At 55.5% G+C, this 25,545-nt stretch carries 31 protein-coding genes; 11 read left to right on the top strand and 20 right to left on the bottom strand.

The window, feature by feature from the left end:
• The first annotated feature begins 45 nt into the window (after nt 1–45).
• Both B5F80_RS02445 and B5F80_RS02440 read left to right on the top strand, forming a co-directional pair.
• The gene (locus tag B5F80_RS02445) at nt 46–414 is read left to right on the top strand and encodes a DUF134 domain-containing protein (RefSeq protein WP_087477233.1); all 369 of its coding nucleotides are present in this window, start codon (nt 46–48) and stop codon (nt 412–414) included.
• On the top strand, nt 407–1,243 hold the full coding sequence (locus tag B5F80_RS02440) for an Mrp/NBP35 family ATP-binding protein (RefSeq protein ID WP_087477232.1): 837 nt from the start codon (nt 407–409) through the stop codon (nt 1,241–1,243). Before B5F80_RS02445 ends, B5F80_RS02440 begins: the two co-directional genes overlap by 8 nt.
• Nucleotides 1,244–1,310: 67 nt before the next feature.
• On the opposite strand, the gene B5F80_RS02435 is transcribed toward B5F80_RS02440, so the two are convergent.
• Complete coding sequence (locus B5F80_RS02435; protein ID WP_087477231.1) at nt 1,311–1,730, bottom strand: SoxR reducing system RseC family protein; 420 nt, start codon at nt 1,728–1,730, stop codon at nt 1,311–1,313.
• A gap of 228 nt (nt 1,731–1,958) precedes the next feature.
• Between B5F80_RS02435 and B5F80_RS02430 the strand changes: the two genes are divergently transcribed.
• Together B5F80_RS02430 and bioD are read left to right on the top strand one after the other, a co-directional pair.
• Complete coding sequence (locus B5F80_RS02430) at nt 1,959–2,531, top strand: biotin transporter BioY (RefSeq protein ID WP_087477230.1); 573 nt, start codon at nt 1,959–1,961, stop codon at nt 2,529–2,531.
• A 12-nt stretch (nt 2,532–2,543) separates the two neighbouring features.
• Nucleotides 2,544–3,212 carry a dethiobiotin synthase gene (gene bioD / locus B5F80_RS02425; protein WP_087477229.1) on the top strand — a complete coding sequence of 223 codons (669 nt, stop codon included), beginning with the start codon at nt 2,544–2,546 and terminating at the stop codon, nt 3,210–3,212.
• A 48-nt stretch (nt 3,213–3,260) separates the two neighbouring features.
• On the opposite strand, the gene B5F80_RS02420 is transcribed toward bioD, so the two are convergent.
• From B5F80_RS02420 to B5F80_RS02400, 5 genes are all read right to left on the bottom strand, one after another.
• Nucleotides 3,261–3,539 carry a glutaredoxin gene (locus B5F80_RS02420; protein ID WP_087477228.1) on the bottom strand — a complete coding sequence of 93 codons (279 nt, stop codon included), beginning with the start codon at nt 3,537–3,539 and terminating at the stop codon, nt 3,261–3,263.
• Nucleotides 3,540–3,582: 43 nt separating this feature from the next.
• Nucleotides 3,583–4,002: a NifB/NifX family molybdenum-iron cluster-binding protein gene (locus B5F80_RS02415; RefSeq protein WP_087477227.1), complete on the bottom strand. Its 420-nt coding sequence runs from the start codon at nt 4,000–4,002 to the stop codon at nt 3,583–3,585.
• A gap of 191 nt (nt 4,003–4,193) precedes the next feature.
• Nucleotides 4,194–5,507, bottom strand: coding sequence for a L,D-transpeptidase (locus tag B5F80_RS02410; protein WP_087477226.1), 1,314 nt, complete (start codon nt 5,505–5,507; stop codon nt 4,194–4,196).
• A gap of 28 nt (nt 5,508–5,535) precedes the next feature.
• Nucleotides 5,536–6,876 (bottom strand): nucleobase:cation symporter-2 family protein, encoded by a 1,341-nt coding sequence (locus tag B5F80_RS02405; protein WP_087477225.1) that lies wholly within the window; start codon nt 6,874–6,876, stop codon nt 5,536–5,538.
• A gap of 87 nt (nt 6,877–6,963) precedes the next feature.
• A complete protein-coding gene (locus B5F80_RS02400) occupies nt 6,964–7,917 on the bottom strand; it encodes an L-lactate dehydrogenase (protein WP_087477224.1) in 954 nt (317 codons plus the stop codon).
• Between the two features lie 211 nt (nt 7,918–8,128).
• Between B5F80_RS02400 and B5F80_RS02395 the strand changes: the two genes are divergently transcribed.
• The 3 genes from B5F80_RS02395 (at nt 8,129) to B5F80_RS02385 (ending at nt 10,949) form a co-directional block, all read left to right on the top strand.
• Nucleotides 8,129–8,755: a DUF47 family protein gene (locus B5F80_RS02395; protein ID WP_087477223.1), complete on the top strand. Its 627-nt coding sequence runs from the start codon at nt 8,129–8,131 to the stop codon at nt 8,753–8,755.
• The gene (locus B5F80_RS02390) at nt 8,748–9,761 is read left to right on the top strand and encodes an inorganic phosphate transporter (protein ID WP_087477222.1); all 1,014 of its coding nucleotides are present in this window, start codon (nt 8,748–8,750) and stop codon (nt 9,759–9,761) included. The genes B5F80_RS02395 and B5F80_RS02390 overlap by 8 nt, the downstream gene beginning before the upstream one ends.
• Nucleotides 9,762–9,932: 171 nt before the next feature.
• Nucleotides 9,933–10,949: a pyridoxal-phosphate dependent enzyme gene (locus B5F80_RS02385; protein WP_087477221.1), complete on the top strand. Its 1,017-nt coding sequence runs from the start codon at nt 9,933–9,935 to the stop codon at nt 10,947–10,949.
• Nucleotides 10,950–11,012: 63 nt separating this feature from the next.
• Here B5F80_RS02385 and folE read toward each other — a convergent pair whose 3' ends face one another.
• The 4 genes from folE to B5F80_RS02365 form a co-directional block, all read right to left on the bottom strand.
• Complete coding sequence (gene folE, locus B5F80_RS02380) at nt 11,013–11,570, bottom strand: GTP cyclohydrolase I (RefSeq protein ID WP_087477220.1); 558 nt, start codon at nt 11,568–11,570, stop codon at nt 11,013–11,015.
• The gene (locus B5F80_RS02375) at nt 11,570–12,232 is read right to left on the bottom strand and encodes a radical SAM protein (RefSeq protein WP_087477219.1); all 663 of its coding nucleotides are present in this window, start codon (nt 12,230–12,232) and stop codon (nt 11,570–11,572) included. Before B5F80_RS02375 ends, folE begins: the two co-directional genes overlap by 1 nt.
• Nucleotides 12,222–12,551, bottom strand: coding sequence for a 6-carboxytetrahydropterin synthase QueD (gene queD, locus B5F80_RS02370; protein ID WP_087477218.1), 330 nt, complete (start codon nt 12,549–12,551; stop codon nt 12,222–12,224). Before queD ends, B5F80_RS02375 begins: the two co-directional genes overlap by 11 nt.
• A 249-nt stretch (nt 12,552–12,800) precedes the next feature.
• Nucleotides 12,801–14,018, bottom strand: coding sequence for a PatB family C-S lyase (locus B5F80_RS02365; protein WP_087477217.1), 1,218 nt, complete (start codon nt 14,016–14,018; stop codon nt 12,801–12,803).
• 213 nt (nt 14,019–14,231) lie between these two features.
• Between B5F80_RS02365 and B5F80_RS02360 the strand changes: the two genes are divergently transcribed.
• The gene (locus B5F80_RS02360) at nt 14,232–14,939 is read left to right on the top strand and encodes a helix-turn-helix transcriptional regulator (protein WP_239386285.1); all 708 of its coding nucleotides are present in this window, start codon (nt 14,232–14,234) and stop codon (nt 14,937–14,939) included.
• Nucleotides 14,940–14,948: 9 nt separating this feature from the next.
• Complete coding sequence (locus B5F80_RS02355; protein ID WP_087477216.1) at nt 14,949–15,434, top strand: GNAT family N-acetyltransferase; 486 nt, start codon at nt 14,949–14,951, stop codon at nt 15,432–15,434.
• A gap of 58 nt (nt 15,435–15,492) precedes the next feature.
• Here B5F80_RS02355 and B5F80_RS02350 read toward each other — a convergent pair whose 3' ends face one another.
• Nucleotides 15,493–16,254, bottom strand: coding sequence for a hypothetical protein (locus B5F80_RS02350; RefSeq protein ID WP_087477215.1), 762 nt, complete (start codon nt 16,252–16,254; stop codon nt 15,493–15,495).
• Between the two features lie 212 nt (nt 16,255–16,466).
• Between B5F80_RS02350 and B5F80_RS02345 the strand changes: the two genes are divergently transcribed.
• Nucleotides 16,467–17,000: a TIGR00730 family Rossman fold protein gene (locus B5F80_RS02345; protein ID WP_087477214.1), complete on the top strand. Its 534-nt coding sequence runs from the start codon at nt 16,467–16,469 to the stop codon at nt 16,998–17,000.
• Here the strand turns inward: B5F80_RS02345 and B5F80_RS02340 are convergent.
• The 5 genes from B5F80_RS02340 to B5F80_RS02320 form a co-directional block, all read right to left on the bottom strand.
• Nucleotides 16,997–17,707, bottom strand: a complete 711-nt coding sequence (locus B5F80_RS02340; protein WP_239386287.1) for a sulfite exporter TauE/SafE family protein — start codon at nt 17,705–17,707, stop codon at nt 16,997–16,999. The genes B5F80_RS02345 and B5F80_RS02340 overlap by 4 nt on opposite strands.
• Before the next feature lie 141 nt (nt 17,708–17,848).
• Nucleotides 17,849–18,079, bottom strand: a complete 231-nt coding sequence (gene rpsR / locus B5F80_RS02335; RefSeq protein ID WP_087477212.1) for a 30S ribosomal protein S18 — start codon at nt 18,077–18,079, stop codon at nt 17,849–17,851.
• A gap of 43 nt (nt 18,080–18,122) precedes the next feature.
• The gene (locus B5F80_RS02330; protein ID WP_087477211.1) at nt 18,123–18,566 is read right to left on the bottom strand and encodes a single-stranded DNA-binding protein; all 444 of its coding nucleotides are present in this window, start codon (nt 18,564–18,566) and stop codon (nt 18,123–18,125) included.
• Nucleotides 18,567–18,582: 16 nt separating this feature from the next.
• Nucleotides 18,583–18,867: a 30S ribosomal protein S6 gene (gene rpsF / locus B5F80_RS02325; protein ID WP_087477210.1), complete on the bottom strand. Its 285-nt coding sequence runs from the start codon at nt 18,865–18,867 to the stop codon at nt 18,583–18,585.
• Nucleotides 18,868–18,980: 113 nt separating this feature from the next.
• On the bottom strand, nt 18,981–19,517 hold the full coding sequence (locus tag B5F80_RS02320; protein WP_087477209.1) for a flavodoxin family protein: 537 nt from the start codon (nt 19,515–19,517) through the stop codon (nt 18,981–18,983).
• A 205-nt stretch (nt 19,518–19,722) separates the two neighbouring features.
• Between B5F80_RS02320 and B5F80_RS02315 the strand changes: the two genes are divergently transcribed.
• Nucleotides 19,723–20,592, top strand: a complete 870-nt coding sequence (locus tag B5F80_RS02315) for a DMT family transporter (RefSeq protein WP_087477208.1) — start codon at nt 19,723–19,725, stop codon at nt 20,590–20,592.
• A 128-nt stretch (nt 20,593–20,720) separates the two neighbouring features.
• On the opposite strand, the gene B5F80_RS02310 is transcribed toward B5F80_RS02315, so the two are convergent.
• The 4 genes from B5F80_RS02310 to B5F80_RS02295 all read right to left on the bottom strand — a co-directional run bounded on the left by B5F80_RS02310 (nt 20,721) and on the right by B5F80_RS02295 (nt 25,436).
• A complete protein-coding gene (locus B5F80_RS02310; protein WP_204246329.1) occupies nt 20,721–22,193 on the bottom strand; it encodes an ATP-binding protein in 1,473 nt (490 codons plus the stop codon).
• A gap of 276 nt (nt 22,194–22,469) precedes the next feature.
• Entirely contained in the window at nt 22,470–23,267 is a 798-nt protein-coding gene (locus tag B5F80_RS02305; RefSeq protein WP_087477206.1) for an MBL fold metallo-hydrolase, read from the bottom strand.
• On the bottom strand, nt 23,185–25,164 hold the full coding sequence (locus B5F80_RS02300) for a heavy metal translocating P-type ATPase (protein WP_087477205.1): 1,980 nt from the start codon (nt 25,162–25,164) through the stop codon (nt 23,185–23,187). The genes B5F80_RS02305 and B5F80_RS02300 overlap by 83 nt, the downstream gene beginning before the upstream one ends.
• A 53-nt stretch (nt 25,165–25,217) precedes the next feature.
• Nucleotides 25,218–25,436: a cation transporter gene (locus B5F80_RS02295; protein ID WP_087477204.1), complete on the bottom strand. Its 219-nt coding sequence runs from the start codon at nt 25,434–25,436 to the stop codon at nt 25,218–25,220.
• Between the last annotated feature and the right edge of the window lie 109 nt (nt 25,437–25,545).

Genomic DNA, 25,545 nt, shown 5'->3' with positions numbered 1-25,545 from the left:
ATACTTTTATAATAATACTGAATCACTGAAAAGGGAGGTAATTCCATGCCGAGACCGCCGCGGTGCCGCCGCGTCTGTTCTCTGCCCAAAGCCGGCGAGTTCGCCCCGTCCGGCTGCGCAGCCGACGCAGAGGTCATCATCATGCGCATCGATGAATACGAAGTCATCCGCCTGATCGATTTGCTCGGGCTGACGCAGGAGCAGTGCGCCGCCCAGATGGACGTGTCCCGCACGACCGTCACGGGGATTTACGACGGCGCCCGCCGAAAGATTGCCGACGCTCTCGTCCATGGAAAGCGCCTTCTCATCGAAGGCGGCCACATACAACTCTGTGAACATGCCGGCTCCTGCCGCCATACGCGCTGTCAGGCCGGAAAATGTAATCCCAAAAAGGAGAATGATAGTAATGAGTGAAAATTGCAATCACGACTGCTCCAGCTGCAGCAGCGAATGCTCCAGCCGCACGCAGCCGCAGAGCCTCCAGGCTCAGCCCCATGAAGGAACGCACGTAAAGCACGTCATCGCCGTCGTCAGCGGCAAAGGCGGCGTAGGTAAATCCCTCGTCACGTCCCTCATGGCCGTACAGATGCAGCGCCGCGGCTTCAAGACGGCGATCCTCGACGCCGACATCACCGGCCCGTCCATCCCGAAGGCCTTCGGCCTGACAGAACGGGCTACAGGAGACGCCAACGGCATTTTCCCTGTAGAAACAAAATCGGGCATTAAAGTCATGTCCATGAACGTACTCCTGGAAGACACGACGGCTCCCGTCGTATGGCGCGGACCGGTCATTTCCGGCGCCGTAAAACAGTTCTGGACCGACGTCGTCTGGGGCGATATCGACTACATGTTCGTCGACATGCCGCCGGGAACGGGCGACGTCCCCCTGACGGTATTCCAGTCCCTGCCGGTCGACGGCATCCTCATCGTCACGTCGCCGCAGGAGCTCGTCTCCATGATCGTCGAAAAGGCCCTGAAGATGTCGGAAATCATGCACATCCCCGTCCTCGGCCTCATCGAAAACATGAGCTATTTCGAATGTCCCGACTGTCATTCCCGTCATGAAATCTACGGCCCGAGCCATGTAGAAGAATCGGCGGCGAAATACGAAATCCCCCATACGGCTAAGCTGCCTATCGACCCGGAATTCGCCATGCACTGCGACAAGGGCGATATCGAAAGCTACGTATCGGACAGCTTGACCGATACGGCCACATACCTCGAAGGCGTATTAAACAAATAATCACCTCTCTACAATACAAAAAGCTGGCCCGAAGAACTCCTGTGTCTTCGGGCCAGCCTTTTTGTATTTACGACTCGTCGTCGTCTGTTTCGATGATCTCCGTGATCGTAGCCTTCGTATCAATTTTCTTTCCCAGGGACGAATCGTACAGCTTGACCAATACGGCGCTGACTATCAATCCGGCTGCCGCGCCGATCAAGGCCGACAAAACCGTCTCGCCGAAGGAGTAGCCGCCGATGCCGCCTAGTATAACCAGGAACAAGGGGACGATAAAACAGATAAAAGCCCCCATGACAAGGTGCTCGTCCTGCACTTCATACCGCACGTCCTGTCCTTCCTGAGCGCCGAGGCTGTTTCTCGCCGTCACGTAGACGTGCTCGGCGCCAAAGCAGGCGCTGCAGGCCACGTATAAATGATCGCGGTTGACGCGGACTTTCGCCAGGCCGCCGTCGAGGATTTCCGTAATGGTGCCTTCGCCAATTCGCATATGACTCCCTCCTCATCTATCTAAAAAATAATGATTATCTATTGAGTACCTTTAGTATAGCACACTTCGCACGCTCAATCAATACTTTTTTAGTTCACTTTTATCGCAGTATGTTAATTTTTATTCTACAAAAGAAATTGACTTACGTCTTTGTTTAGGCTATACTTTCCTTATATTTGTAAACATATACGCCTTAATTAAAAAGATAACAAATAAGGAGTGATGTCCATGCCGCCGTGTTCTCGCCCTGGTTCTCCGCCCGGCACGATCCGCGACGTATCCTATATCGCCCTGTTCGCCGCTTTGACCGCCATCGGCGCGTTTATCCGCATCCCCATCCCAGTCTGCCCCTTTACGCTGCAGCTCCTGTTCACGACCTTGGCCGGCCTTGTCCTGGGCCCGGCGAAAGGAGCTGCCGCCGTAACGCTGTACGTCGTTCTGGGCCTAGCCGGCCTGCCCGTATTTACTGCCGGCGGCGGGCCGTCCTACGTCTTTCAGCCTACCTTCGGTTACCTGTTGGGATTTATTGCCGGAGCCTGGATAGCCGGCCTTCTCGCCGGCCCGCATTATCCCTGGACGCGCCGCCGCGTCTTTGCCGCCGTGTATGTCAATCTGGCCGTCGTATATGGCTTCGGCGTTTCCTATACCTATCTCATCAGCAGCTGCTACCTGGGAAACGACACGGCCTTATGGTCTTTATTTTTGTACGCCTTTGCCGTCGAAGTCCCCGGCGACGTCGCCGTCTGCTTTGCAGCAGCCATCCTGTCTCGCCGCCTTCGCCGCCTGCAGGTATTCGTTTAAGGAGAGATGTTCATGTCCAAAGGATTATATGTCGTCGGCACGGGAACCGATGTCGGCAAAACCTATATTTCAGCCCTGCTGCTCAAAGCCCTCCGGCGCGGCGGATACGACGCCGGGTATTACAAAGCCGTCGTCAGCGGCGCGCCGTCCTTCGCTGAAAGCGACGCCGCCTTCGTAAACAGCGCGGCTGGCATCGGAGAGCCGCAAGAGCTCCTGCTGTCATACCGCTACGCCCAAGCCTATTCGCCCCACTTAGCGGCCCGCTTAGAAGGAAATCCTGTCGAAAAATCGGAAGTGCTGCGCGCCTGGCAGGCCGTCTGCGCAGCCTATCCCTACGTGACCGTCGAAGGCTGCGGCGGCATCGTCTGCCCGATCCGAATCGACGCCGCTCATCGCTGGTACTTGACCGACCTGATCCGCTGGCTCGGCCTCCCGTCGGTCATCGTATCGCCGGCCGGCCTCGGTTCGATCAACGCCGCAGCTCTGACGGCCTTCTATATGAAAGCCCAGAACCTGCCGGTCAAGGGCTTTATCGTCAACAACTACAAGGACACGCTGATGGAACGGGACAACGTCGTACAAATCCAGGAGCTGACGAATCTCCCGGTACTGGCCTGCGTTTCCCCCAATCAGTCCGATATTGGCCTATCGCCGGAGCGCGTCGCGTCCCTGTACGCATAAAAAAATACCTGCCGATTTCTGTGGGAAAAATCAGCAGGTATGGTATACCTAAGCCATCGCAGCGTCGAGGGCTGCCTTCACATGGCTCTTAATTTCATCATAGGACTGGCCCGGCTGGGCTTCGTAGAGCTTTTCTGTGCCGATGAACATAGACGGCACGTAATAATAGGAGTGTCCCTGGACGACGTCGGGAGATTCCGATTCTTCATACCAATGGACGGGCACCTCGCCGTAGGCCGGATTTTCACTGACTAATTCTGCCAGCGCCGCCTTCGCATTGCGGCAGTAGGGGCAGCCGTTTAAATAAAATGCCGTAATTTCTTTCATCTTCAACCCTTCTTTCGCTGTCGTATATGGTCTTGCTTTGTGATTAGTGGTGATGGCCGCAGCCATGATGTTCATGCTGGCCGCAGCCGTGTTCGCCGCAGGCATGATCGCCGTGGCCGTGGGCATGGTCATGATGGTCGCAGTGCACGTCAGGATTAAAGGAGAGCGTTCCCGCCAGCAGAGCTGCTACGGCTTCGTCTGCCGAACCCTGTACGCCGCCGTACAAGGCGATGCCGGCCTGAGCCAGAGCCATTTGCGCTCCGCCGCCGATGCCGCCGCAGATCAGCGTATGGACACCCTGAGCCTGCAAAAATCCGGCCAGCGCACCGTGGCCGCTGCCCATCGTATCGACGACTTCCGCGCTGACGACTGCGCCGTTTTCTACTTCGTAAATCTTGAATTGTTCCGTATGGCCGAAATGCTGAAAAATCTGGCCCTGTTCATAAGTAACTGCAATTTTCATACTTGTCCATCCCTTTCTATGACCGGCTGCTGCCAGCCTGTGCGACGTTTTATTTTTGACATATGTCAATTATAAATCACTATATTCTATTTGTCAACACGAGACCGCTCCATAGAAACAAAAGAAAACGGCCCGCCGTAGGAAATCGCCTTAAATACAGGCGATTCTCCTAACAGCGGAGCCGTTTTTTATCACGTCGTCTTCAGCGACGGGCCGTCCGTCGGCGATATGGTCACGCTTACAGCCGCCTTAGGCGCAGGCGGCGCTTGGGACTGCATGTCGTAAGTCAAGTCCCCGGTCAGGGCGCCGGACAAGTGAAACAGCCTGTCGGCAAAGGCGGCGTTTACGTATACGACGTTATTTCTCACGACGCCTGGAGCCGAGCCGTAGGGACTGGTCAGCAGCCCGCGGCTGTTGTCCCAGTGCAGGTCCAGGCGCAGCGCCGTGGCGACGGCGACAGCCGGAAGATAGGTGACGCCGTTGGCTTTCAAGGCCCGCAGGGGCAGCTTTTTCTCATTCACATACAGGTCGTACGCTTTGGCGATATACGTCGGCTGCCCGTCTGAGGCGGCGATTTTGGCGGCAATGGATTCGGCCGTCACAAAGTTTTCCACGCCGTAGCCGGCTAAGGCCCGCCGCACGTCCTGAACGGTCAGCGGCTGCCAGCCGTAGCCATCGGGATAGATGTAGTACGATACGGTATGATCCGCCGCGCTGTCGATGACGATGCGGTCGTAATAGACCATGACCGGCGTGCCGATAGATACGAGAGGATACAGCTCTTCCACGTCTTTCTCATGCATGCGGACGCAGCCGTTGGACACGTAATAGCCTACGGAGGAAGGATTATTGGTCCCATGAATTCCGTAGGTGCCGTGAAAGCCGATCCAGCGATAGCCCAGGGGATTGTCCGGCCCTGCCGGAATCTGTACGGTCGTATCGCTGGGGTCGATCCACGTCGGGTTGACCTCCTTCGTCTGCACGCTGTAAAAGCCGGGCGGCGTCGGCGTAGACGGCGTGCCGACGCCTACGTGATACATGCGGACTTTTTTGCCGTTTTCATACAAAATGAGCATACGGCTGGCCGCGTTGATGCCGATTTTCCGGCCTTGCTCCGTCTGCTTCCGGGGCTTCGGCGCCTTTGCCGCCGGGGCCTTCTTGATTTCGACGGTTACGTCGGGCGGCGTTTTCGATTGTACCGTCACTATCGGATCCGGAGCCGCTTGTCCGGCCTTAGCTTCGCCGGTTTTCGTTCCGGCGTTGCGATCCTGCCGTCTGTCTTTGGAAGAACGGGCAGGCGCAGATGTATCGTCAGAAGCAGGCTCACCCGCTTCCGCGCGGCTGCGAGGCGGCGCACTGTCCGCGTCAGACCGGCGGCTCTCGTCCTCTGCTGTCTGAATCTGCGCTGCCTGCACCGACAGGTTCGGCGCAGGCGGTTCTACAGCCAAGGCAATTCCGGCTGCTGCGGCCCATGTACAGGCCAGGGTCAGTAATTGTCTCTTCATGTACGCTCCCTCTGCAAATACTACGATATTATGCCTGGTCAGCCTGGGTCTTATCTTCTTCCGGCTTAAACCCGTTGAACAAGATGTTCAGCACGACGGCTGTCAGGCTGCCCAGGGTGATGCCGCTCTGGCAGATAACCTTCACGACATCGGGGAAATGCTGGAAGAAATTCGGAACCGTCAGGGGAATCATGCTCATGCCGATGCTGACGGCGACGAGCATGAGGTTATAGTTTCCGTCAAATTTGACTTTCGCCAACGCCCGGACGCCGCTGGCGATGACCATGCCGAACATGGCGATGCCTGCGCCGCCGAGAACGGCGTTGGGAATGCAGGCTACAACGGCAGCCATTTTCGGGAACAGCCCCAGCAGGATGAGGATGACGCCCGAAGCGGCGACGACGAAACGGCTCTTGACGCGCGTGACGGCGATGAGGCCGACGTTCTGGGCGAAAGCCGTATAGGGGAAGCTGTTGAAGATGCCGCCGATGAGCGTCGACAAGCCGTCGGCGCGGAGACAGCGGGCCAGCCGGCCTCTGCCGACGGGGCGCTTGACGATTTCGCCGATAGCGATGCAGTCGCCCGTCGTTTCTACCATGACGACGAGCATGACGATGATCATGGAAATGATCGAGCCGACGTTAAAGGTCGGAAGGCCGAAGGAAAAGGGCGTGATGATGCCGATCCAATCGGCCCGCCCTACTTCGTCAAAGTTAGCCACGCCCAATACCATGGACAATATGGTGCCGCAGATCAGCCCGATGAGGACGGATACGTTGCTGACAAAGCCCTTGCCGCAGCGGTAAATGGCCACGACGATAGCCAAGGTAAAGGCTGCCAGGAACAGGTTCATGGGGCTGGCAAAATCGGGCGAAGACGGGTTGCCGCCGCCGACCCAGCGCACGGCCACGGGCAGGAGGGTAATCCCAATCATCATGATAATCGTACCCGTGACGACGGGCGGAAACAGCTTGATCAGGCGGCTGAAATAGGGCGCGATGAGGAAGGTAAACAACCCGGCGGCGATAATCGCCCCGTATATGGCCGTAATCCCGTGCTCCTGTCCGATCATGATCATCGGCGTGACCGACGCGAAGGTGACGCCTTGTATCATGGGGATGCGGGAGCCGACCTTCCAAAAGCCGACGGTCTGGAGAATCGTCGCGATGCCGCAGGTAAACAAGTCGGCGTTAATCAAATGAATGAGCTGCTCCGGCGTCAGATGCAGGGCCTGGGCCACGATGATCGGCACGGCGACGGCTCCGGAATACATGGCCAGGACATGCTGCAGCCCATAGGCAAACAATTTCGGCAACGGCAGCATCCGGTCTACAGGATGAGACGCCTGTCTGGTCAATAAGAAATTCATGTCTTCTTTTCACCTCAACACAGTAGTTAAATACAAAAGCAGACTGCGGCGAAAGCCTTCGTCACAGCCTGCCATAACGCATGAAAATTATAATCCTTCGGCCCGTTCCAGGAAGCTGCGGAGAATATCGCACGAATCGTGGAACTTCTTCTGTTCCTCTTCCGTCAGGGCGACTTCGACGACGCCTTCCATGCCGTCCTTGCCGATGACGCAGGGCACGCCGGCCGCTACGTTTTCTTCGCCGTATTCGCCGAACAAGGCCGTCGAGCAGGGCCATACGAGCTTCTGGTCATGGAAAATAGCCGAAATGATCATGCACGCCGCGTTGGCGATGCCGAATTCGGTGCAGCCTTTGCCGTCGATTTCAATGTCGCCGGCCCGCTTGACTTCCGTCTGCAAGTCGTCCAGGCTGAGCGCCGCCAGCTCCGGCTTTTCCGCCATGAAGGCCGCGAAGGGCTTGCCGCCGACATAGACCTGGGACCAGACGATGAAGCTGGAGTTGCCGTGTTCGCCCATGCACATGCCCTGAATGGAGCGGCGGGCGTATCCCGTCCGATGGGACAGGACGCGAAGCAGGCGATACGTTTCGAGGCTCGTGCCGGTGCAGAAGCAGCGATTGCGTTCCCAGCCCATTTGACGGCGGATGTATTCGCAGATGATGTCGGCAGGGTTGGATATGCTGAGCATGATGCCCTTGAAGTCTACCTGCTTCAGATGGGAAATGACTTCCTGAGCCATGCGGATCGAATCGTCGAACATGTCGAGGCGCGTTTCGCCGGGCTTGCGGCTGCGGCCAAAGGCCATGACCAGGATGTCGGCGTCATTGAGTTCTTCATAGCCGCCGGCGCGGATCTGGGCATCGTTGCCGCACAAGGCGCCGCTGACGCCGTCGTCCAGGTCCATCGCCTGTCCCTGGGCCTTTTCCTTCAAAATATCAATCAAGACGATGTCGTCGGCTTCGCCGGACTGAATCAGGGCCAATGCGACGTGAGAGCCTACGTGGCCGGCTCCGACGATGACCACCTTGCGTGTGTTTACCATAAAACATATCCTCCTTCAGGCATGGGTGTGTAAAATTTGCTTTACTCGTATGTATAGATTATAGCATATACAAGGGTAAAAAAAACGTTTATCGTCCCGATTTTTTCCCATTTTCCCCAATAATTTTACAAATTCTTTACATTTCTTTTACATAATGACAAACGATATATTATATACTGGAACCAATCATTACTTAGGAGGAGTCACATAGATGTTCAGTATCAGCAACAAGCATGAAGAGTTTTTTGATTATTTGGTTGAAAACGCCGAAAACTTCCACCGCGGCACCCTCATCGCCAAGGACGTCATGACCAACACGGCCAATATTTCCATGTACATGAAGGATATCGCCCAGCTGGAGCACACGTCGGATAAAATCAATGAAGACGTCATCATGAAGTTATGCCGCGTATTTATTACGCCCATCGACCGCGAAGACTTTTACAAGCTCACATGCCAGCTCGAAGACTGCATCGACCAGCTTCACGGCTCCCTTATGCGCATCAGCCTGTACCACATCAAAACGATGACGCCGGCCGCCGTCGACATCGTCGACCAGCTGGAGCTCATGGGCAAAGAGCTGAAAGATATTTTCTCGCTCTTGAAAAATATCGACAAAAACGAAGCGGAGCTCATGGAACGAGCCAACCGCCTGAGCAAAATCGAAACGGAAGTCGACAACATTTACCGCCGCGAAATTTCCCGCATCTTCAATGGCGAAATGGACCTGCTCGACATCATCCGCTGGAAAGACGTGCTGGGCACGCTGGAAGACACGTCGGACGAAGTGGAAGAGCTCGGCAATATCATAAAAGAGGTGACGATGAAGTATGCTTGATACCCCGTTAATTATCCTGGTCGTCGTCCTGGCCCTGGCCTTCGACTTTATCAACGGCTTCCACGATACGGCCAACGCCATCGCCACCTGCGTCTCGACGCGGGCCATCCGGCCGGGCATCGCCATCATGGGGTCGGCCTTCTTAAACTTCGTCGGCGCCATGATTTCCACCGGCGTCGCCAAGACCATCGGCGGCGACATCGTCACGTCGCCGGCCATGATCAACGAGCTGGTCATCGTCGCCGGCCTCGTCGGCGCTATCGTCTGGAACCTGCTGACCTGGTGGTTCGGCATGCCCTCCAGCTCGTCCCACGCCCTCATCGGCGGCATGATCGGCGCCGTCGCCTTTTCCGTCGGCACGGCGGCCCTCAACGACTGGGGCATCATCAAGATTTTCCTGTCCCTCATCCTGTCGCCCGTTACGGCTATCGTCGTCGGCTATATCATCATGAACATCCTGTTCGTCGTCTGCCGCAACTTCAAGCCGGCTAAGATCAACATGACGGCCAACAGGCTGCAGGTCGTCTCAGCGGCCCTCATGGCCTTCTCCCACGGCTCCAACGACGCCCAGAAGTCCATGGGCATCATCACCCTGGCCCTCTTGTCGGGCGGCGTCATCGACACGCTGGAAGTCCCGACGATGGTCAAGTTCCTCTGCGCCCTGGCCATGGCTCTCGGCACCAGCGTCGGCGGCTGGAAAATCATCCGCACCGTCGGCGGCAAGATCTTCAAGATGCACCCCATCCACGGCTTTGCAGCCGACCTGAACTCGGCCGTCGTCATCTTCTCGGCGACGATGCTCCACCTGCCCGTCTCGACGACGCACGTCGTCTCCGGCTCCATCATGGGCGTCGGCGCGGCCCAGCGGGCCAAAGCCGTCCACTGGAACGTAGCCCGTCAGATGGTCACGGCCTGGGTTATGACCATTCCCTGCACGGCCATCATGGGGGCCATTTCCTACTACATCATTTCGCACATCATGGTAGTCGTACTGCCCGGCTTATAACCGACCGCCGGCGGCAGCGCCTGTCAATCTGACGCCAGCCGCCGCGACTCATATCGCTTCCCCAACCACGGGCCCCGCCGCATATTCTGCAGGCGGGGCCCGTGGTTTCCTCTTTTCTCCCCATTTTATCTATGATACTATTAAGCGTAGAAGATAAAAGGAGGCCTGATTATGAACACATTACGACCGAAACTGACCCTTCTGGACGAGCACCCGACGCCGCTGCAGTACCTTTCGGGCTTGTCTCAGGAGCTCTTCCGGGAACTCTACATAAAGCGCGACGATGTGACGCCCTTCGGCGGAGGCGGCGGCATGCTGCGGAAATTGGAATACCTGCTGTTCGACGCCGTCAATTCCCAGTCCGACACCGTCGTCACCGTCGGCGACATTCGCTCCGACCACTGCCGTCTCACGGCGGCTGCGGCAGCCAAATACGGCCTGCGCAGCATCGTCATTTCCGTCGGTAATTACGACGGCGAACTGAGCGGCAACCTGCTCCTCAGCAGCCTATTCGGCGCCCGCACCGTCATCAAGAAGGACGACGGCCGCCCTGAAGCGGTCCAGCTGGAAGAAACGGCAAAGGCCGTCATGGAACAGGAAATCGCCCAGGGCCACCGTCTGTACTTCATCCCTATGGGCGGCAGCGACGCGACGGGCATGCTGGGCTATTACGACTGCGCCGCCGAGCTGGACAAGCAGGCTCAGGAACAGTACCTGCAGGGAGCGACGGTCTACGTCCCCGTGACGACCCTTGGCACGTACGTCGGCTTATACTGCGGCCTGAAAGCCATCGGCTCGTCCTTAAAGCCCGTCGGCATCGCCGTCAAGCCCCTCGACGAAGACCGCCTGGGCGACTACTTCCGGCAGGTAAAGGAAACGTATGGCTTTGATTTCGACGACAGCGACATGCACATCGAGACGGCCTATATCCGCAAGGGATACGGCGAACCGGACCGCCATGTCCGCGACGCCGTCCGCCTCATGGCCGGCCACGAGGGAATTCTCCTCGACCCGACGAGTTCCGGCAAGGCCTTCGCCGCCGTCCTCGACATGATCAAGGAAAAGAAAATCAAATTAGGGCGGCAGGTCATTTTCCTCCACGACGGCAGCATGGCCGGCTTATATGAAAAAGCCCATCGCCTGAAATTAGAAAAAGAACTGCAAGACGCAATCCAAATCCTTCCATAAGGCCAAAATGACGTCAGGCTCCCCATCAGACAGCGTATCCGTCTGATGGGGAGCCTGTATGCATTACCGTATGAGGTTAAAAAATTCATTTCTCCGCAGGGGATCGTCAAAGACGCCGCCGGCATACAAGGTCCGCGTCTGGGAGCCCGGCTTCTTGATGCCCCGGGCCGTCATGCAGGAATGCTCGCCCTGAATGCAGACGATGATGTCGTCGGTCTTGACGATGCGCCGCAGCACGTCGTATATATCGGCGCCGATGCGTTCCTGCAGCTGAAGACGCCGGCAGACGGCGTCGGCGATGCGGGCCAGCTTCGACAAGCCGATAACGCAGCCCTTCGGAATATAGCCAATAGCGATTTTCATATCGTACATGAGGGCAATGTGATGCTCGCAAAAGCTGAACACGTCGATGTCCTTGACGACGACCATATTGCCGTCATCGCAGGGAAACACCTTGTCGAATTCCCTGGCGATTTCTTCGTTGGAAACACCTGCATAGGCCAGCCGTTCCTCCATCATCTTGGCAAACCGCTCCGGCGTCTCCTTTGTCCCGTCGCGGCCGTCCTGCCCGACGGCTTCCAGGATCAGCGCCGCTGCCTGCTTTAATTTTTCTCTGTCCATTATACGCCTCTGGCCTCCGGATCGTAGATGATTTTATGGAGCTGCACCTGCACGCACACGTCGTCCAGGCCCTTCTCCTTGACGAAATCGACGAGGGCCGCCGATTCGATTTCGCCCCACACGGGCGACACGTACAGCAAGGGCCGCGATGCCGGCAGCAGGTGGGAAATCGTATAGGCCATGTCGTCTAAATCGTCCTTCGTCGCGACGACGAACTTGACGACGTCGGCAGGCGTCAGCCGTTCCTGCAGGTTTTCCAGCTTCATGGCTTCGCTCATGCCCGACGAGGGGGATTTCCAGTCCATCGTATAAAACAGGCCCGCAGGACGCTCCTTCGGCAAGAGGACGGCCCCGTTCGTCTCAATATTGACCTCGCAGCCGCCGCGGCAAAGCCGTTCCGTCAGCTCCTGCAAGGGCTGCAGCATAGGCTCGCCTCCCGTCAGGGTCACGCGGCTCCACGGCTTAGACTGTACGATCTGCGCCAATTCGTCCGCCGTGTATTCCGCCGCCGCGTCGTCTGCCGACAAGGCATAGGCCGTATCGCAGTACGAGCAACGGAGATTGCAGCCGGCGAAGCGGATAAAGGTGCTCAGGTAGCCTGTTCGCTTTCCTTCGCCCTCGATGCTGTCAAAGATTTCTACGACGGGAAACTTATACTTCATACGTCGCCACGTTCCCTTCCGATTCCTGCACGCTCACTTTGACGCAAAAGGGAATGGAATCGCAGATCCACTTGGCGATATTTTCCGCCGTCGGATTGCCGGGAATCACGTCGTTTAGATAAGCGTGATCCAGCTTCCTCTTCACGATATTGGATATGTCCTTGAAATCGACGACCATGCCGTTTTCATTCAGCTCTTCCCGCCGGCACGTCACGTAGATAATCCAGTTGTGGCCGTGCAGGTTTTCGCACTGGCTTTCGTAGTTCAGGCTCAGGCGGTGAGCCGCCGCGATTTCCAGCCGTTTCGTTACTGTATACATAGAAACTCCTCACAATTTCGCATCAAACAAGTCATCAAAACCGCAAAAAAATAACCGGTATCAGCCCGGTACGCCGATTCAGTTTCAAACAAGCCTGCACCTGCCTCGGCATGTTTCCATTATACTGAATTTGCTAAAACACGTCAAATATCTGCCCCCTTGTATCGGCAGCAAAAAACCTCTTCGGCAAAGGCAAGGCTCGTCTTCACCGGAGAGGTATGTCAATTTGCAGCTATAGAATTGTTTTTCTTATTTCGCCGCCAAATGCTTCTGAATCGCTTCGTCCATCCGCTTCAGGCCTTCGGCGATAATCGAACGGGGCATGGCCAGGTTCAGGCGGATAAAGCCCTTAGCGTTGCCGACAAACAGGCTGTCGCCGCCTTCGAGGAGGACGCCCGCTTCGTTGGCAAAGAAATCGGGGATGTTTTCCACGTCGCCGAGGTAGGGGCTCATGTCCATCCAGGCCAGGTACGTCGCGTCGGGAATTTCAAAGGCAATCTTCGGCAGGTGCTCCGCTACGTAGTCCTTGACGAACTGGAAGTTGCCGTCCAGATATACCCGCAGCTGGTCGAGCCAGTCGCCGCAGTGGAGATAGGCCGCCTTGTGAGCTTCGAGGGACAAGGGATTGATGAAGCCCACCGTCTTGTCGCGGGCTGTAAAATGACGCCGCAGCTCGGCGTCGCGGATGATGATATCCGAGAACATGAGGCCGGCCATGTTGAAGGTCTTGCTGGCCGACATGCAGGTCACGAGCTTGGGATAGTCCGCCATGATTTTGCCCATCGGCGTGTGGGTCTTGCCGCAGCGCAGGAGATCGCAGTGAATTTCGTCGCTGATAATCCAGAGGTTATACTTTTCGACGATAGCCGCGACACGCCGGAGCTCCTCTTCCGTCCAGATGCGGCCCGTCGGGTTATGAGGATTGCACCAGATGACCAGCTTCATGTGCGGGTCGGCGGCCTTCGCCTCGAAGTCGTCGAAGTCGATGGAAAATTTGCCCGCATCGTACATCAAGGGCGAGCATACGTAAGTCCGATCGGCGTATTCGGCGGCGTGCTGGAAAAAGCCGTACGCCGGCGATACCATGAGGATTTTTTCCGTGTCCTTGACGAGGTCTTCGACGAGCTCGTACAGGGCCGGAATGATGCCCGGCGAAAAGACGAGCTCTTCCTTGGGGAAGGTCCAGCCGTACATCTTTTGGCACCAGCCGGCAAAGACGTCGTAGTAGGAGTCGTCGCACAGCAGGGTATAGCCGAAAATGCGGCGGTCGATGCGGTCTTTCATGGCCTGGCAGATTTCCGGCGGCGTGGCGAATTCCATGTCGGCCACCCACATGCGGACGAATTCGTCGTCAGCAAAGGGAAATTTCTTCTCCGGTCCGGCGTGGAAAATATAGCCGCGGAAGCCGTCCGTGTTGAGGGCGTTCGTATGGCGGCGGTCGATGATTTCATCAAAATCGTAAGTCATGGCAGTCATCTCCTTCATCAGTATGCGTTTCGTTATGTACACAGCATATCAAAGAAGACATCCCTCGTCAAAGCAGGACCTTTCTCGCGAAACGAAACAATATTTCTAAATTTGTTTCCTTATAGTAGAAAATCACCGATTTTTTTCTTATACTTATGTATATAACCTCGTATTTCCGATTCCAGAAAGATTTATAAGAAACAGGTGAGCATCATGCGTATAAGCGAGGAGATAGGCAAAAAAATTAATATTTTCAGAAAAAAGAAGGGTTGGACCGTACAGGAACTCGGCGACGCTATCTGCAAGAGCAAGGCCACCGTTTCCAAATATGAAAAGGGGCAGATTTCCTTAGATGTCGACACCTTATACGACATCGCCGCGGCCTTAGGCGTTTCGCCAGAGCAGCTCCTGTATTACGCGCCCGAGCCGGAGCCTGTCCGCCAGGAAGACGCCGTTCCTTCCTTTTTCCAGGGAATACGCCGCCTGTACATGTACACCTTCGACGGCCGCAACAACAGCCTGTCGCGGAGCCTCATCGAAATCGGCGGAAAGCAGGCCGACAACACATACAAGGTCATGATGTACATGACCTGTGACGACGTCGCCCAGTATCAGCACTGCGAAAACACCTACACGGGCCGCATGGTTCACTACGACGCCCTGACGCGCCTCGTCTTTCAGAACCGGGACACGCCCATGGAGCAGTATACCATCAATATGCTGGCCTCGTATTTAGACGCCCCGTACAAATGGGTCTTAAACTACGGCTTGTCGTCGCGGCCCTTTATGCCCATTGCCGCCAAGGCCCTGATTACGAAAAAGCCGACTGCCGAAACAGCCGATTTTATCAAAGCACTGCATATTTCAAAGGAAGACATCCGCATTTTAAAGCTCTACAACATGCTGGCCGTCACGGGATAAGGAGAGGATATGAAACCATCAGCAGCGCAGCTCTGCCTGCGCCCCTATGAAGAAGGAGATTTGCAGGCCGTCGTATCCCTGTTTTACGATACGATTCACAGCGTAAACCTCAAGGATTACACACCGGAGCAGGCCGACGCCTGGGCCCCGAAAAAGCCGGACCTCTCCCGATGGCAGGGCCTCTTAAAAGGGGAAGACACGTGGGTCGCCGTGCAGGACGGCCGTATCGTCGGATTCGCCAACCGGGACGGCGAGTACTTCGACTGCCTCTACGTCCACAAGGACTACCAGCGCCGCGGCGTCGCCAAAGCCCTGGCGGAACGCATCGAAGGGCGCGCCGCCGCCGAAGGCTATACGCGGATTCGCACCGATGCCTCCCTGACGGCCCGTCCCTTTTTCGAAAGGCGAGGCTACACTGTCATACGCCGGCAGCGCATTCGCCGGGCAGGACAAATTTTGGTCAATTTCGCCATGGAGCGTTCCATACAAAAATAACGCAAGCCCTTTGCCCCGCGAAACGGAGTAAAGAACCTGCGTTTATGATATATTTTCATCAGTCCACGGACAGCTGGACGTAACGCTGGCTGACGTGGAATTTTTCGCCCTGAGGCAAGTCGTAGGCCGGCGACAGGACGCCGTCGTCTGCCGGAATGACCGGCACTGCAGCGAGCTTATACGCTTCGGCGTAGGCCGCCATCGCCGCGTCGGCACCCAGGCCGGACTTATCAAATTTGATATCGCTGCCTTTATACAGGCGGACGGCCATGACGATGCCGCCCTGGAAGAATACGTCCATGCGGTGCAGGCCGTACGACCAGTGCTCCATGCCCTGATCGGCCGTGATTTCATTAGGATAGCCGTACTTTGCCGTCACGTCGTCCCTTGTCATGCCCAGGTATATGCCGCCGACCGATTCGCTGTATTCGGGATGAATAGAGCGGCGCAGGGCCGTCTTGCCGTCGACGATGAGATACTGGTGGGATTTATGGCCCAGCAAATCCAGCGTCAGGGTTCTCGTCCCCTGGCTTTCGGAAATCGTGAAATGGCCCGTGCGGGGATATCCGTACGTACAGTTTCCTGATGCCGCGACAGGGCAGCCGTTGATCGTGCTGCCGCTGATCGTCATAGCCAATTCACCCTTCAGGTCGTACCATTCGCCGGCAGCCGGTTCGAGCCACGACGCAGCCGACGCATCCTGCGCCGGCTGGACCGATACGACGGCGACAGCCGCTGCCGGCAGCGGTTCCTCAGCCAGACACGGCGCCGTCAGGCCTAAGGCGCAGACTGCGCAGGCGATACATGTAGTTGCTTTCAATTCAGGTCAACTCCTTTTGTTACCTCTTGCAACATCACATTATACGCCTGCCCTTCCCGGAATACAACGAAAATCGCAGAAAAACGGCGGCCCTTTCCAATGACCCGACAAAAATATTACATATATTTCGCCAAGGGATTACAAGAACGGCAAGCCGCCGAAGGCATATTGCTGTATAATAAAAAGAAAGACAAAGACAGGAGGTCATATTCGTGAATATTACCGTCTACTGCGGCGCCAGCGCCGGCAGCGAACCGATTTATGAACAAAAGGCGTCGGAATTGGGCCAATGGCTGGCCGCCCATGACATTACGCTGGTATACGGCGGCGGCCGGACCGGCCTGATGGGAAAGCTGGCGAACGCCGTCTTAGCCAACGGCGGCAAGGCTGTCGGCGTCATCCCGGAGTTTCTCAAGACAGCCGAAGAAGTCCACACGGGCCTGACCCAGCTCATTACGGTAGACACGATGAGCCAGCGCAAGGATACCATGCTCCAGATGGGGGATGCCTTCATCGCCCTGCCCGGCGGGGCCGGCACGCTGGAGGAAATCGCCGAAGCCATCTCGGCAGCCCGCCTGGGACGCCACGCCAAGCCCTGTATACTGTACAACATCCATGGCTGCTACGACCACTTAGAGAAATTATTCGACCACATGGTAAGAGCCGGCTTTCTCAATCAAGCCGGCCGTGAAAAAGCGAATTTCGTTACGTCTATTGAAGGCATCGAAAAAATCCTCCGCCGCTAAAGGACGAGCATAGCTCCCGACAGGATCAGCAGGGCGTAGGACAGCTTCATGAACAAGGCCTGGTTGATGCGGCGGTGAATCGCCGTGCCGACGTAAATCGCCGCTGCCAGGGGGACGACGCTGACCGCCGTAAGAAAGACGACGTCGCCGTCATACACGCCGCTGAAAAAATCCTTTCCCATGAGCAGTCCGTTGAGAATGACCCACACGGCGGCCAGGGTGCTGCGGAACACCTCTTTGTCCCGGAACGTCGCCGCCGCATACACGACGAGGAGGGCCCCGCCGGACACGAACATGCCGTGGACGACGCCGGCTCCCAGGAGAACGGCCCAAGCCCCTTTCCGCGAGAAGGAAGGGGCTTTTTTCGCATACAGATTCCGCGCCCCGACGGCCATGACGAAGGCTCCGTACACGGGTATCAGATAGGACAGGGGACAGGCAGCGTATGCATACATGCCGGCGGCCATGCCAAACAGCATCGCCGCGATGATTTTCAGCAGCTCCCGGACGTCGACGTACCGCAGGGACTGCACGGCGATAATGCTGCACGACAGCACGGCCATGATATTTAAGATAGCCTTGGCCTTATCCGGCCCGATGAGCAGAATCGACGCCGGCATCGCCAGGAGCGTCCCGGCAAAGCCCGTAATCCCCTGAATGACGTTGGCTCCAAACAGGACGAGCAAAAACAGCATTTCTTCCAGCATCGACACGAGCGGCGCCTCCTTCTCTCTTTCGCAGGTATGATTCCAATTATACCATATTTCGCCCCTTGCATCTGCCGCAAAACAGGCGCAAAAAAACTGTCCTGCAAGACGATCTTACAGGACAGTTCATGTCATGGTGTATTATTCTGCCGTGTACGGAAGCAGAGCGATAGCTCTTGCCCGTTTGATTGCAACAGTCAGTTTGCGCTGATGTTTTGCGCAAACGCCGGAAATGCGGCGCGGCAGGATTTTGCCACGTTCTGTTGTGAAACGGCGAAGTTTTGCAATATCTTTGTAGTCGATCTGTTCAGCATGATCTACGCAGAAGCTGCAAACTTTTCTTCTCGGTTTTCTCGAGCGTTCTCTTCTCATCTATGTATCCTCCTTCAAAAATTAAGAAGGGCTTTGTTTGACTTTAGAATGGGATTTCTTCGTCAACAGCATCGGAACCCATGCTGCCGAAACCTGCGCCAGGAGCGGCCGGTCTGGACTGTACAGGAGCGGCCTGATGAACAGGCATCTGCTGCTGGTGATCGCTTCCCAAGGCCTGGGCAACGAGATCGCAAACGACTTCGGTGCGGTACCGTTTCTGACCGTCCGGCGTTTCATAGGAACGCACGGAAATACGGCCCTGAACGAACACGCGGCTGCCTTTTGCTAAGTTGTTGCCGCAGCTTTCCGCCAAATTACCCCAAGCAACACAAGGAATAAAATCAGTTAATTCTCTCTGTTCCGTGCTGCCCATCGGCACGTACGTGCGAGTGCAGGCGACGGTAAACATGGCTACGGCTCTGCCCGTCTTCGTAAAACGGATTTCCGGGTCACGGGCCAAATTGCCTAATAACTGTACTGAATTCATACCTTCGCGCCTCCGGTTATTCGTCGATCTTGACGATCAAGTGTTTCAGGACTTCGTCGCGGATTTTCAAAACGCGGTCGATTTCTTTGATCGTAGCAGGATCTGCTTCAAAGTTGATCAACACATAGTAGCCGTCGGCCTGTTTCTTGACCGGGTAAGCTAAATGGCGTTTGCCCCAGCGATCTACCTTTTCGATATTGCAGCTGTTTTTCGTAAGCAAATTAGACACGAATTCAACGATCGGATCTACTTCTGCTTCTTCAAGCGGCTTTGCAATAAATATGACTTCGTACTTGTTCACGAAATCACCTCCTCTTTTGGACATATGACCCTTCCCGCAGAAGGGTTAGGAGCTTGACACGATTCAAGCTTTTTAATTATATCACCAAAAAACGGCGATTTCAACTCTTTTTTTTAGATTTCTTTTCCCATTTCGTAGGCCTGCTGCAGCGACGGATGGCCTTCGATATCGCCGCCGTCGTTGACGCCGCCGGCAAAGACCGTGCCGGCCAGCCGTGCCTTTTCAAAGCAGTCGATCCAGCCCTGTATGCCGCGGATAGGCCCGTCCATCGTCGTCGCCTCGTCTTCAGCCGCCGAAGCCAGCAGATAAATGTCCCGGAACCGGTAGTCCGACGGGAACAGGCAGTTGGCCCGATCCAGCAGGGTCTTGAGCTGTCCTGCCAAGCCGTAATAGTATACAGGCGTAGCAAAGGCGATGACGTCGGCCTCTTTCATCGCTTCGGCAATGGGCGCGGCGTCGTCGGCAATGACGCAGTCCTGCCGTTCCTGACAGGCCAGGCAGCCCCGGCAGAAGGCGATGTTCTTTCCTTTCAGGCTGACGCAGGTCACGTCGCAGCCGCCGTCCTTCGCCCCGCGGGCAAAGGACTCGGCCAGGGCGTCGGAATTGCTGTGAGCCCGCAGGCTCGAAGTAATTATCAGTACGCGTTTCATCGTATATTCTCCCTTTCTATAGTGCGCCTGCTGCGGCGCTCTCGGTTTCATGTCTTCCATTATAAAAAGAAAAGCCCCGACAGGCAAATACTTTGGACACATGTCTCGCCCTACCTTTTAAGCATGGCAAAAACTTGTTATAATACAGTAATTAGTCAAGACGCCATCGCCGCGTCTTCAGCCACATTAATACAGAGGTGTTTTCATGAACCTGTCCCGTACGCCGCGGCTTAAAATGCTCGCCGCAGACCTTGCCCTTCTCCTCGTCGCCGCCATCTGGGGCGGCGGCTTTATCGCATCGAAAGAAGCCTTGTCCTCCCTGTCGGCCTTCGGCGTCATGAGCTCCCGCTTCCTCCTGTCCGCCGCCGTCATGTTCTTGATTTTCCATAAGAAAATTCTCCGCGGCACGGGGCGCGAAATACGATACGGCGTCATTATCGGCGCCATTCAGTTCATCGCCTTTATCTTCCAGCTCAACGGCCTGGCCCTGACGACGGTAGAGCGCCATTCCTTCCTCGTCACATCCTACGCCGTTTTCGTCCCCTTTCTGTCCGTCGCCCTGGCTCACAATCCCCTGCGCCGCCGCGACGTCGGCTGCGCCCTGCTGGCCGTAACCGGCCTGGCCCTGCTGTGCCTGAAGCCGGGAAATCTGACGCCTACCTTGGGCGACGTCCTGTCCCTCATGGCGGCCATCTGCTTTTCCATTCAAATCGTATATGTCGGCAACTTCGTCAAGGGAGCCGACATGTTTTCCATGACCTTCTTTCAGCTATTGACGCCGGGGCTGCTGGCCCTGCCCTTTTCCGGCCTGCCCGACGCCCTGGTCTGCGCCGGTGAAAACGCCCTGACCGGCATCGCTTACCTCGTCCTGCTCAATACGGTCTTCGCCTTCTCGGCCCAAAACATCGCCCAGCAGCACACGAGCGACGCCCACGCCTCCCTCATCATTTCCATGGAAGCCGTCTTCGGCTTTCTCCTGGCCGTCTGGTTCTACAACCACGGCGTCAGCCTCCAGGAATGCCTGGGCAGCGTCCTCATGGTCGCCGCCATCGTACTGTCCAATACGAAGAAATGACAAAACGCCCTGTATCAGTCATACTGCTGACACGGGGCGTTTTCTCGTTATAAAGCCGGAGCGTTGTGCGTATAGTCTAAAATGTAAACGGCATCGCCGGCTTCTTCATTTCGAATCGGGAATATTCATCATTTTTCTGGCTGAACGAGCTGCCAATATCCCTTCCTATGGGACCCAACTCGTATGATTCGGCCTTTTGCCTGCAAATTGCGGATATGGTATTTAATTTTTCCCGGCTTCCATCGCAGGATCCCGGCCATTTCCTTCTGCGTACAACTTGGATTTTGCTGCAATATTTGCCAAATAGCCGCTTCATTGTCTGTTAGTATAGGGTTGCTTTCAGTCTTTTGGTCAGTCTTTTGGTCAGTCTTTTGGTCAGTCTTTTGGTCAGTCTTTTGGTCAGTCTTTTGGTCAGTCTTTTGGTCAGTCTTCGCCTTGGTACACCTATATAAATTAACTCGCATATCTCCGTCTAAGTCTATAATTTCCAATTCTGGAAGCCCATACTTTTGGCACTCATGCATAATTCTAGGAATACCACTTCCCCATTGCTCAATGATATTCATGTAAGCAAAAGCGCTTGCTAAAGCTCTATTTCTAATCTTCGAAAAGCCTTCTTTCATTTTTGTCACGGTCACGCCGCGCATCAAACCACCAGGAGATGTAATCTCCAGTCGATTGGCAAATAAGGCAATTTGTATGGGAGCTGGTTCTAAATAACTTCGATGTACTACTGCATTTGCAATTAATTCTCTTAGACTATCTGGCGGCAATTCATACACATCTTCTCGATAGATGCCGTGAAATCGGGCACCCATATTTATTTTTTCCAGCACATATTGCAGCGCCTTTTCTATTTGCTCCTGTACTGTCCCGGTTATTTCCCTGCGATCTACAAATATAGCTCTGTTTTCCGTTTTAAAGACGGCGCATTGGATAAGCGGCGGCAAACCGTTCGTATTCGTCAGCATGGAATATGCATTCGTCGGCAGCACCATATGCTGCCGTTCCGCTAATACGCCCCAAGACAACAGCGTATTCTTTGTAACTCTTTTTACAGCCTGTCTTTGTTCTGCCGTTTTAGCATTTTTTAACGCAATCTCATACAACTGCCGGCATAATGCATCAATTTCATAGTCGGCAACCATTCCATGCCAAACAGGTTCCTGATCAAAAAATTTATTACGGCCTTCTAAAATTAGCTCTTGCAGTATAACTTGATCGGCAGGACGAGTCGTTCCAGCAGTCCTGATATAGGTACCGTTAATCATTCCTTTGCTTTTAATAAAATATGGCCGTTCCATTCCCGGCATTATCTCCATGATAATAATTTGCTTTTCATCTATTTCTCTAACCATTATATTAGGTATAATCATGGGTTCACAACTATCCGTTACGGCATTCGTCAACGCATCCATCGTTTGAAATAAGGTCTCGGCAGGTACACCAATAACCTTTTCGGTATTATCCTCAACGCCAAAGATAATTTGTCCGCCGTCACCATTAGCAAACGCTACAACAGATTTCATGTATTTTAAACTATCTTTCGGAACTTCCCGCTTATATTCTATGTACCGAGACTCGCCAAAAAACATAGCCATTTCACTCAAAACAATCGCCTCCTCTCATTCTTTTGCTATGGCAAACAAAATTCTATTCATTTATATTATACCATCAAAACATGGCAGGCATAACAACTATCTGCTTATCGCCAATCGTATCGCCAGCTTATATTCTCGCCAGAAGTTCCGACATGTCTTTTTCACTGCAAATTCACAATATCCGACAGCGCATAACAAAGGCGGGGCAGATTCCCGATACTGCATCATGGAATCTGCCCCGCCGCGTTTATATATTAAAGAGGGGATATGAATATGTCAATCGAAGACGTACGTTTCGCCGTCGTCGGGGATATATACGTTGTCTAAACCCTTAGCCTCCAAGACCAGGCGCAGGGAATACCTCGTCAAAGCCGCGTGGGCTACTGTGTCCATATGGCTGGCAATAATCCAGGCGTCGGGGCAAACCCGGCGAATCAGCTCAATGTCGTCGGCATTCATGATGAGGCGGCCGTTCTTTTTGAGGTACGCCGCGCAGGCGTTGACGACGATGACGGCGGGCCTATAGGTCCGAAGAGCCTGCTCTACGGCGTCAAACCAGACCGTATCGCCGACGAGGTATACCGTCGGTTCGCCTTCAGCCTCTAAGACGACGCCGCACGACGGGCCGCAGGGCTCGATGGTACCGTGCTGACCTTCAATCTTCGTCAACTTAACGCCCTGTACCGTCGTCCCTTGTTCCGATAGCAGGCGAACATCGGTAAAGCCGGATGCCTTCATGACAGCGGCGTCGCCTTCGTTCTGCACCCATAGGGGCGTATCATGGCAGAGTGGTCCGCCGCAGGTTCCGTCGGGGCCCATATCGATATGGTCCGGGTGCACGTGCGTCACGATATAGGCGTCGACGCCTTTTAATACTTCGTTGGCCGCCATGGGCAATCCGCACATAGGCATGGGAATATCGAGCTGTTCGTCCAGCATTGGGGAAAAGTCAGGATTATTGATCTGGCGAAACGAGCCCATAGCATCGGTATCAGCCAGCCACGGATCGACGAGGAACGTCGTTCCCCCGTACTCCAGCTTGGTCGTCGCGTTGCGAATCTGTTGAAATTTCATAGTCTGTTCCTCCTAGGTTGTGTACGAATAACGCCCGGATGGCGTTGAGGACGGCGAGGATCATGACGCCGACGTCGGCGAAGATGGCCAGCCACATGTTGGCCAGGCCCACAGCTCCCAAGGCAAGGCAGAGGAGCTTGACGCCGATGGCAAAGACGATGTTTTGGTATACGATGCCCAGGCATTTGCGGGAAATGCGGATAGCCTTGGCGATTTTCAGCGGGTCGTCGTCCATGAGGACTACGTCGGCCGCCTCGATGGCCGCGTCGGAGCCCATGGCCCCCATGGCGATGCCGATATCAGCCCGGCGCAGGACCGGCGCGTCGTTGATGCCGTCGCCGACAAAGGCCAGCTTTTCCTTCTTCCCTTTCCGGCTCAGCAGCTCTTCTACCTTTGTCACCTTATCGGCCGGCAGGAGCTGGCTGAATACTTCGTCGATGCCTAAGAACGAGGCAACCTGTGCGGCCACAGCCTTGGCGTCGCCCGTCAGCATGACGGTCTTGCGAACGCCGGCGTCCTTCAAGGCCGCGATGGCCCGGCGGGACGTGGGCTTTACGACATCGGAAATGACGATATGGCCGGCATAGACCCCGTCGACGGCCATGTGGATAATCGTGCCGGCCTGATGGCAGGGAATGGCTTTGACGCCGAGCTTGGCCATGAGCTTGTCGTTGCCGGCGGCGACCTGCCGGCCGTCTACCATAGCTATGACGCCGTGGCCGCTGATTTCCTGAATATCCATCGCGCGGCTTCTGTCGATCGGCTTGCCGTAAGCCTTTTGGAGGCTCTTGCTGATAGGATGGGACGAAGCGCTTTCAGCCAGGGCCGCCAGCTCGATGAGTTCGGCCTCATCCATGCCGCTGTGGTGAATGCCGTTGACTTCAAAGACGCCCTGGGTCAAGGTGCCCGTCTTATCAAAGACGACGATGTTCGTCTGGGACAGGGTTTCCAAATAGTTGGAGCCCTTGACGAGAACGCCTTCCTTGCTGGCCCCGCCGATACCGGCGAAGAAGCTCAGGGGAATGCTGATGACCAGCGCGCAGGGGCAGCTGATGACCAGGAAGGTCAGAGCCCGGTAAATCCACGTGCCCCATTCAGGCGCAAGGCCCATGGCGGCCATGCGGACGACAGGCGGCGCAATAGCCAGGACGAGGGCGCTGATGCAGACCGCCGGCGTATAGACGCGGGCGAACTTGGAAATGAAGTCTTCCGACTTGGACTTGCGGGAGCTGGCGTTTTCGACCAAATCCAAAATCTTCGATACTGTCGATTCGCCGAAGTCCTTCGTCGTCCGAATGCGCAGGACGCCGGTCATGTTGATGCAGCCGCTGATGATTTCGTCTCCTGGCGCGACGTCTCTCGGCAGGCTTTCGCCGGTCAGGGCGCTCGTATTCAGATTCGACATCCCTTCTGTGACAACGCCGTCGATGGGTACCTTTTCGCCGGGCTGGACGACGATGATGCTGCCGATTTCCACTTCGTCAGGATCGACCTGTTCCAGCTGGCCGTCTCTTTCTATATTGGCGTAATCGGGGCGGATATCCATAAGCTCGCTGATGTTGCGGCGGCTCTTGCCGACGGCGTAGCTCTGGAAGAGTTCGCCGATCTGATAAAAGAGCATGACGGCGACGGCTTCCGTATAGTCGCCGCTGCCGCTGTATACGGCCAGGGCGATGGCTCCGACCGTCGCTACGGCCATGAGGAAATTTTCGTCGAAGACCTGACGGTTCTTGATGCCCTTCAGGGCCTTCCATAAAATATCATAGCCGACGAGCAGGTACGGCACGGTATACGCCACGAACCGGGCCGCTCCGTCGACAGGCGCAAAGGCCAGGGCCACCATGAGTATGGCCGCAGCGACGATGCGCAGGAGCATTTTTTTCTGTTTCTTATTCATATTCTGTCACCTCGTAAAGCAAATGCCGCCTTGTACCAGGCGGCTTCTGTACATCAGATGAAAACCTCGCAGTCGTCTTCGACCTTTTTGCAGTTCTTGCGGACTTCCTCCATGACGGCCTTTACGTCGGCCCCTTCTTCGAATTCGACGATCATCTTCAAGGTCATGAAGTTTACCGTCGCCGCCGCGACACCTGCCGTACGGCGGGCCGCATCTTCCATTTTGTTGGCGCAGTTCGCGCAGTCTACGTCGATTTTATAGGTCTTTTTCATGTGTAAGCTCTCCTCTCGTTGTATGTGCATTTACGATTAAATGTTTGTTTAATCGTTTTCTTGACTACATCATACCATAGAGGCGGCGAAAGTCAACGCGGCGCAGCCA

Source organism: Megasphaera sp. An286 (genome assembly GCF_002163455.1).
Taxonomy (GTDB): domain Bacteria; phylum Bacillota; class Negativicutes; order Veillonellales; family Megasphaeraceae; genus Megasphaera; species Megasphaera stantonii.
Note: the sequence above shows the minus strand (reverse complement) of the source record. Positions and strands in the feature narration are given on the sequence as shown.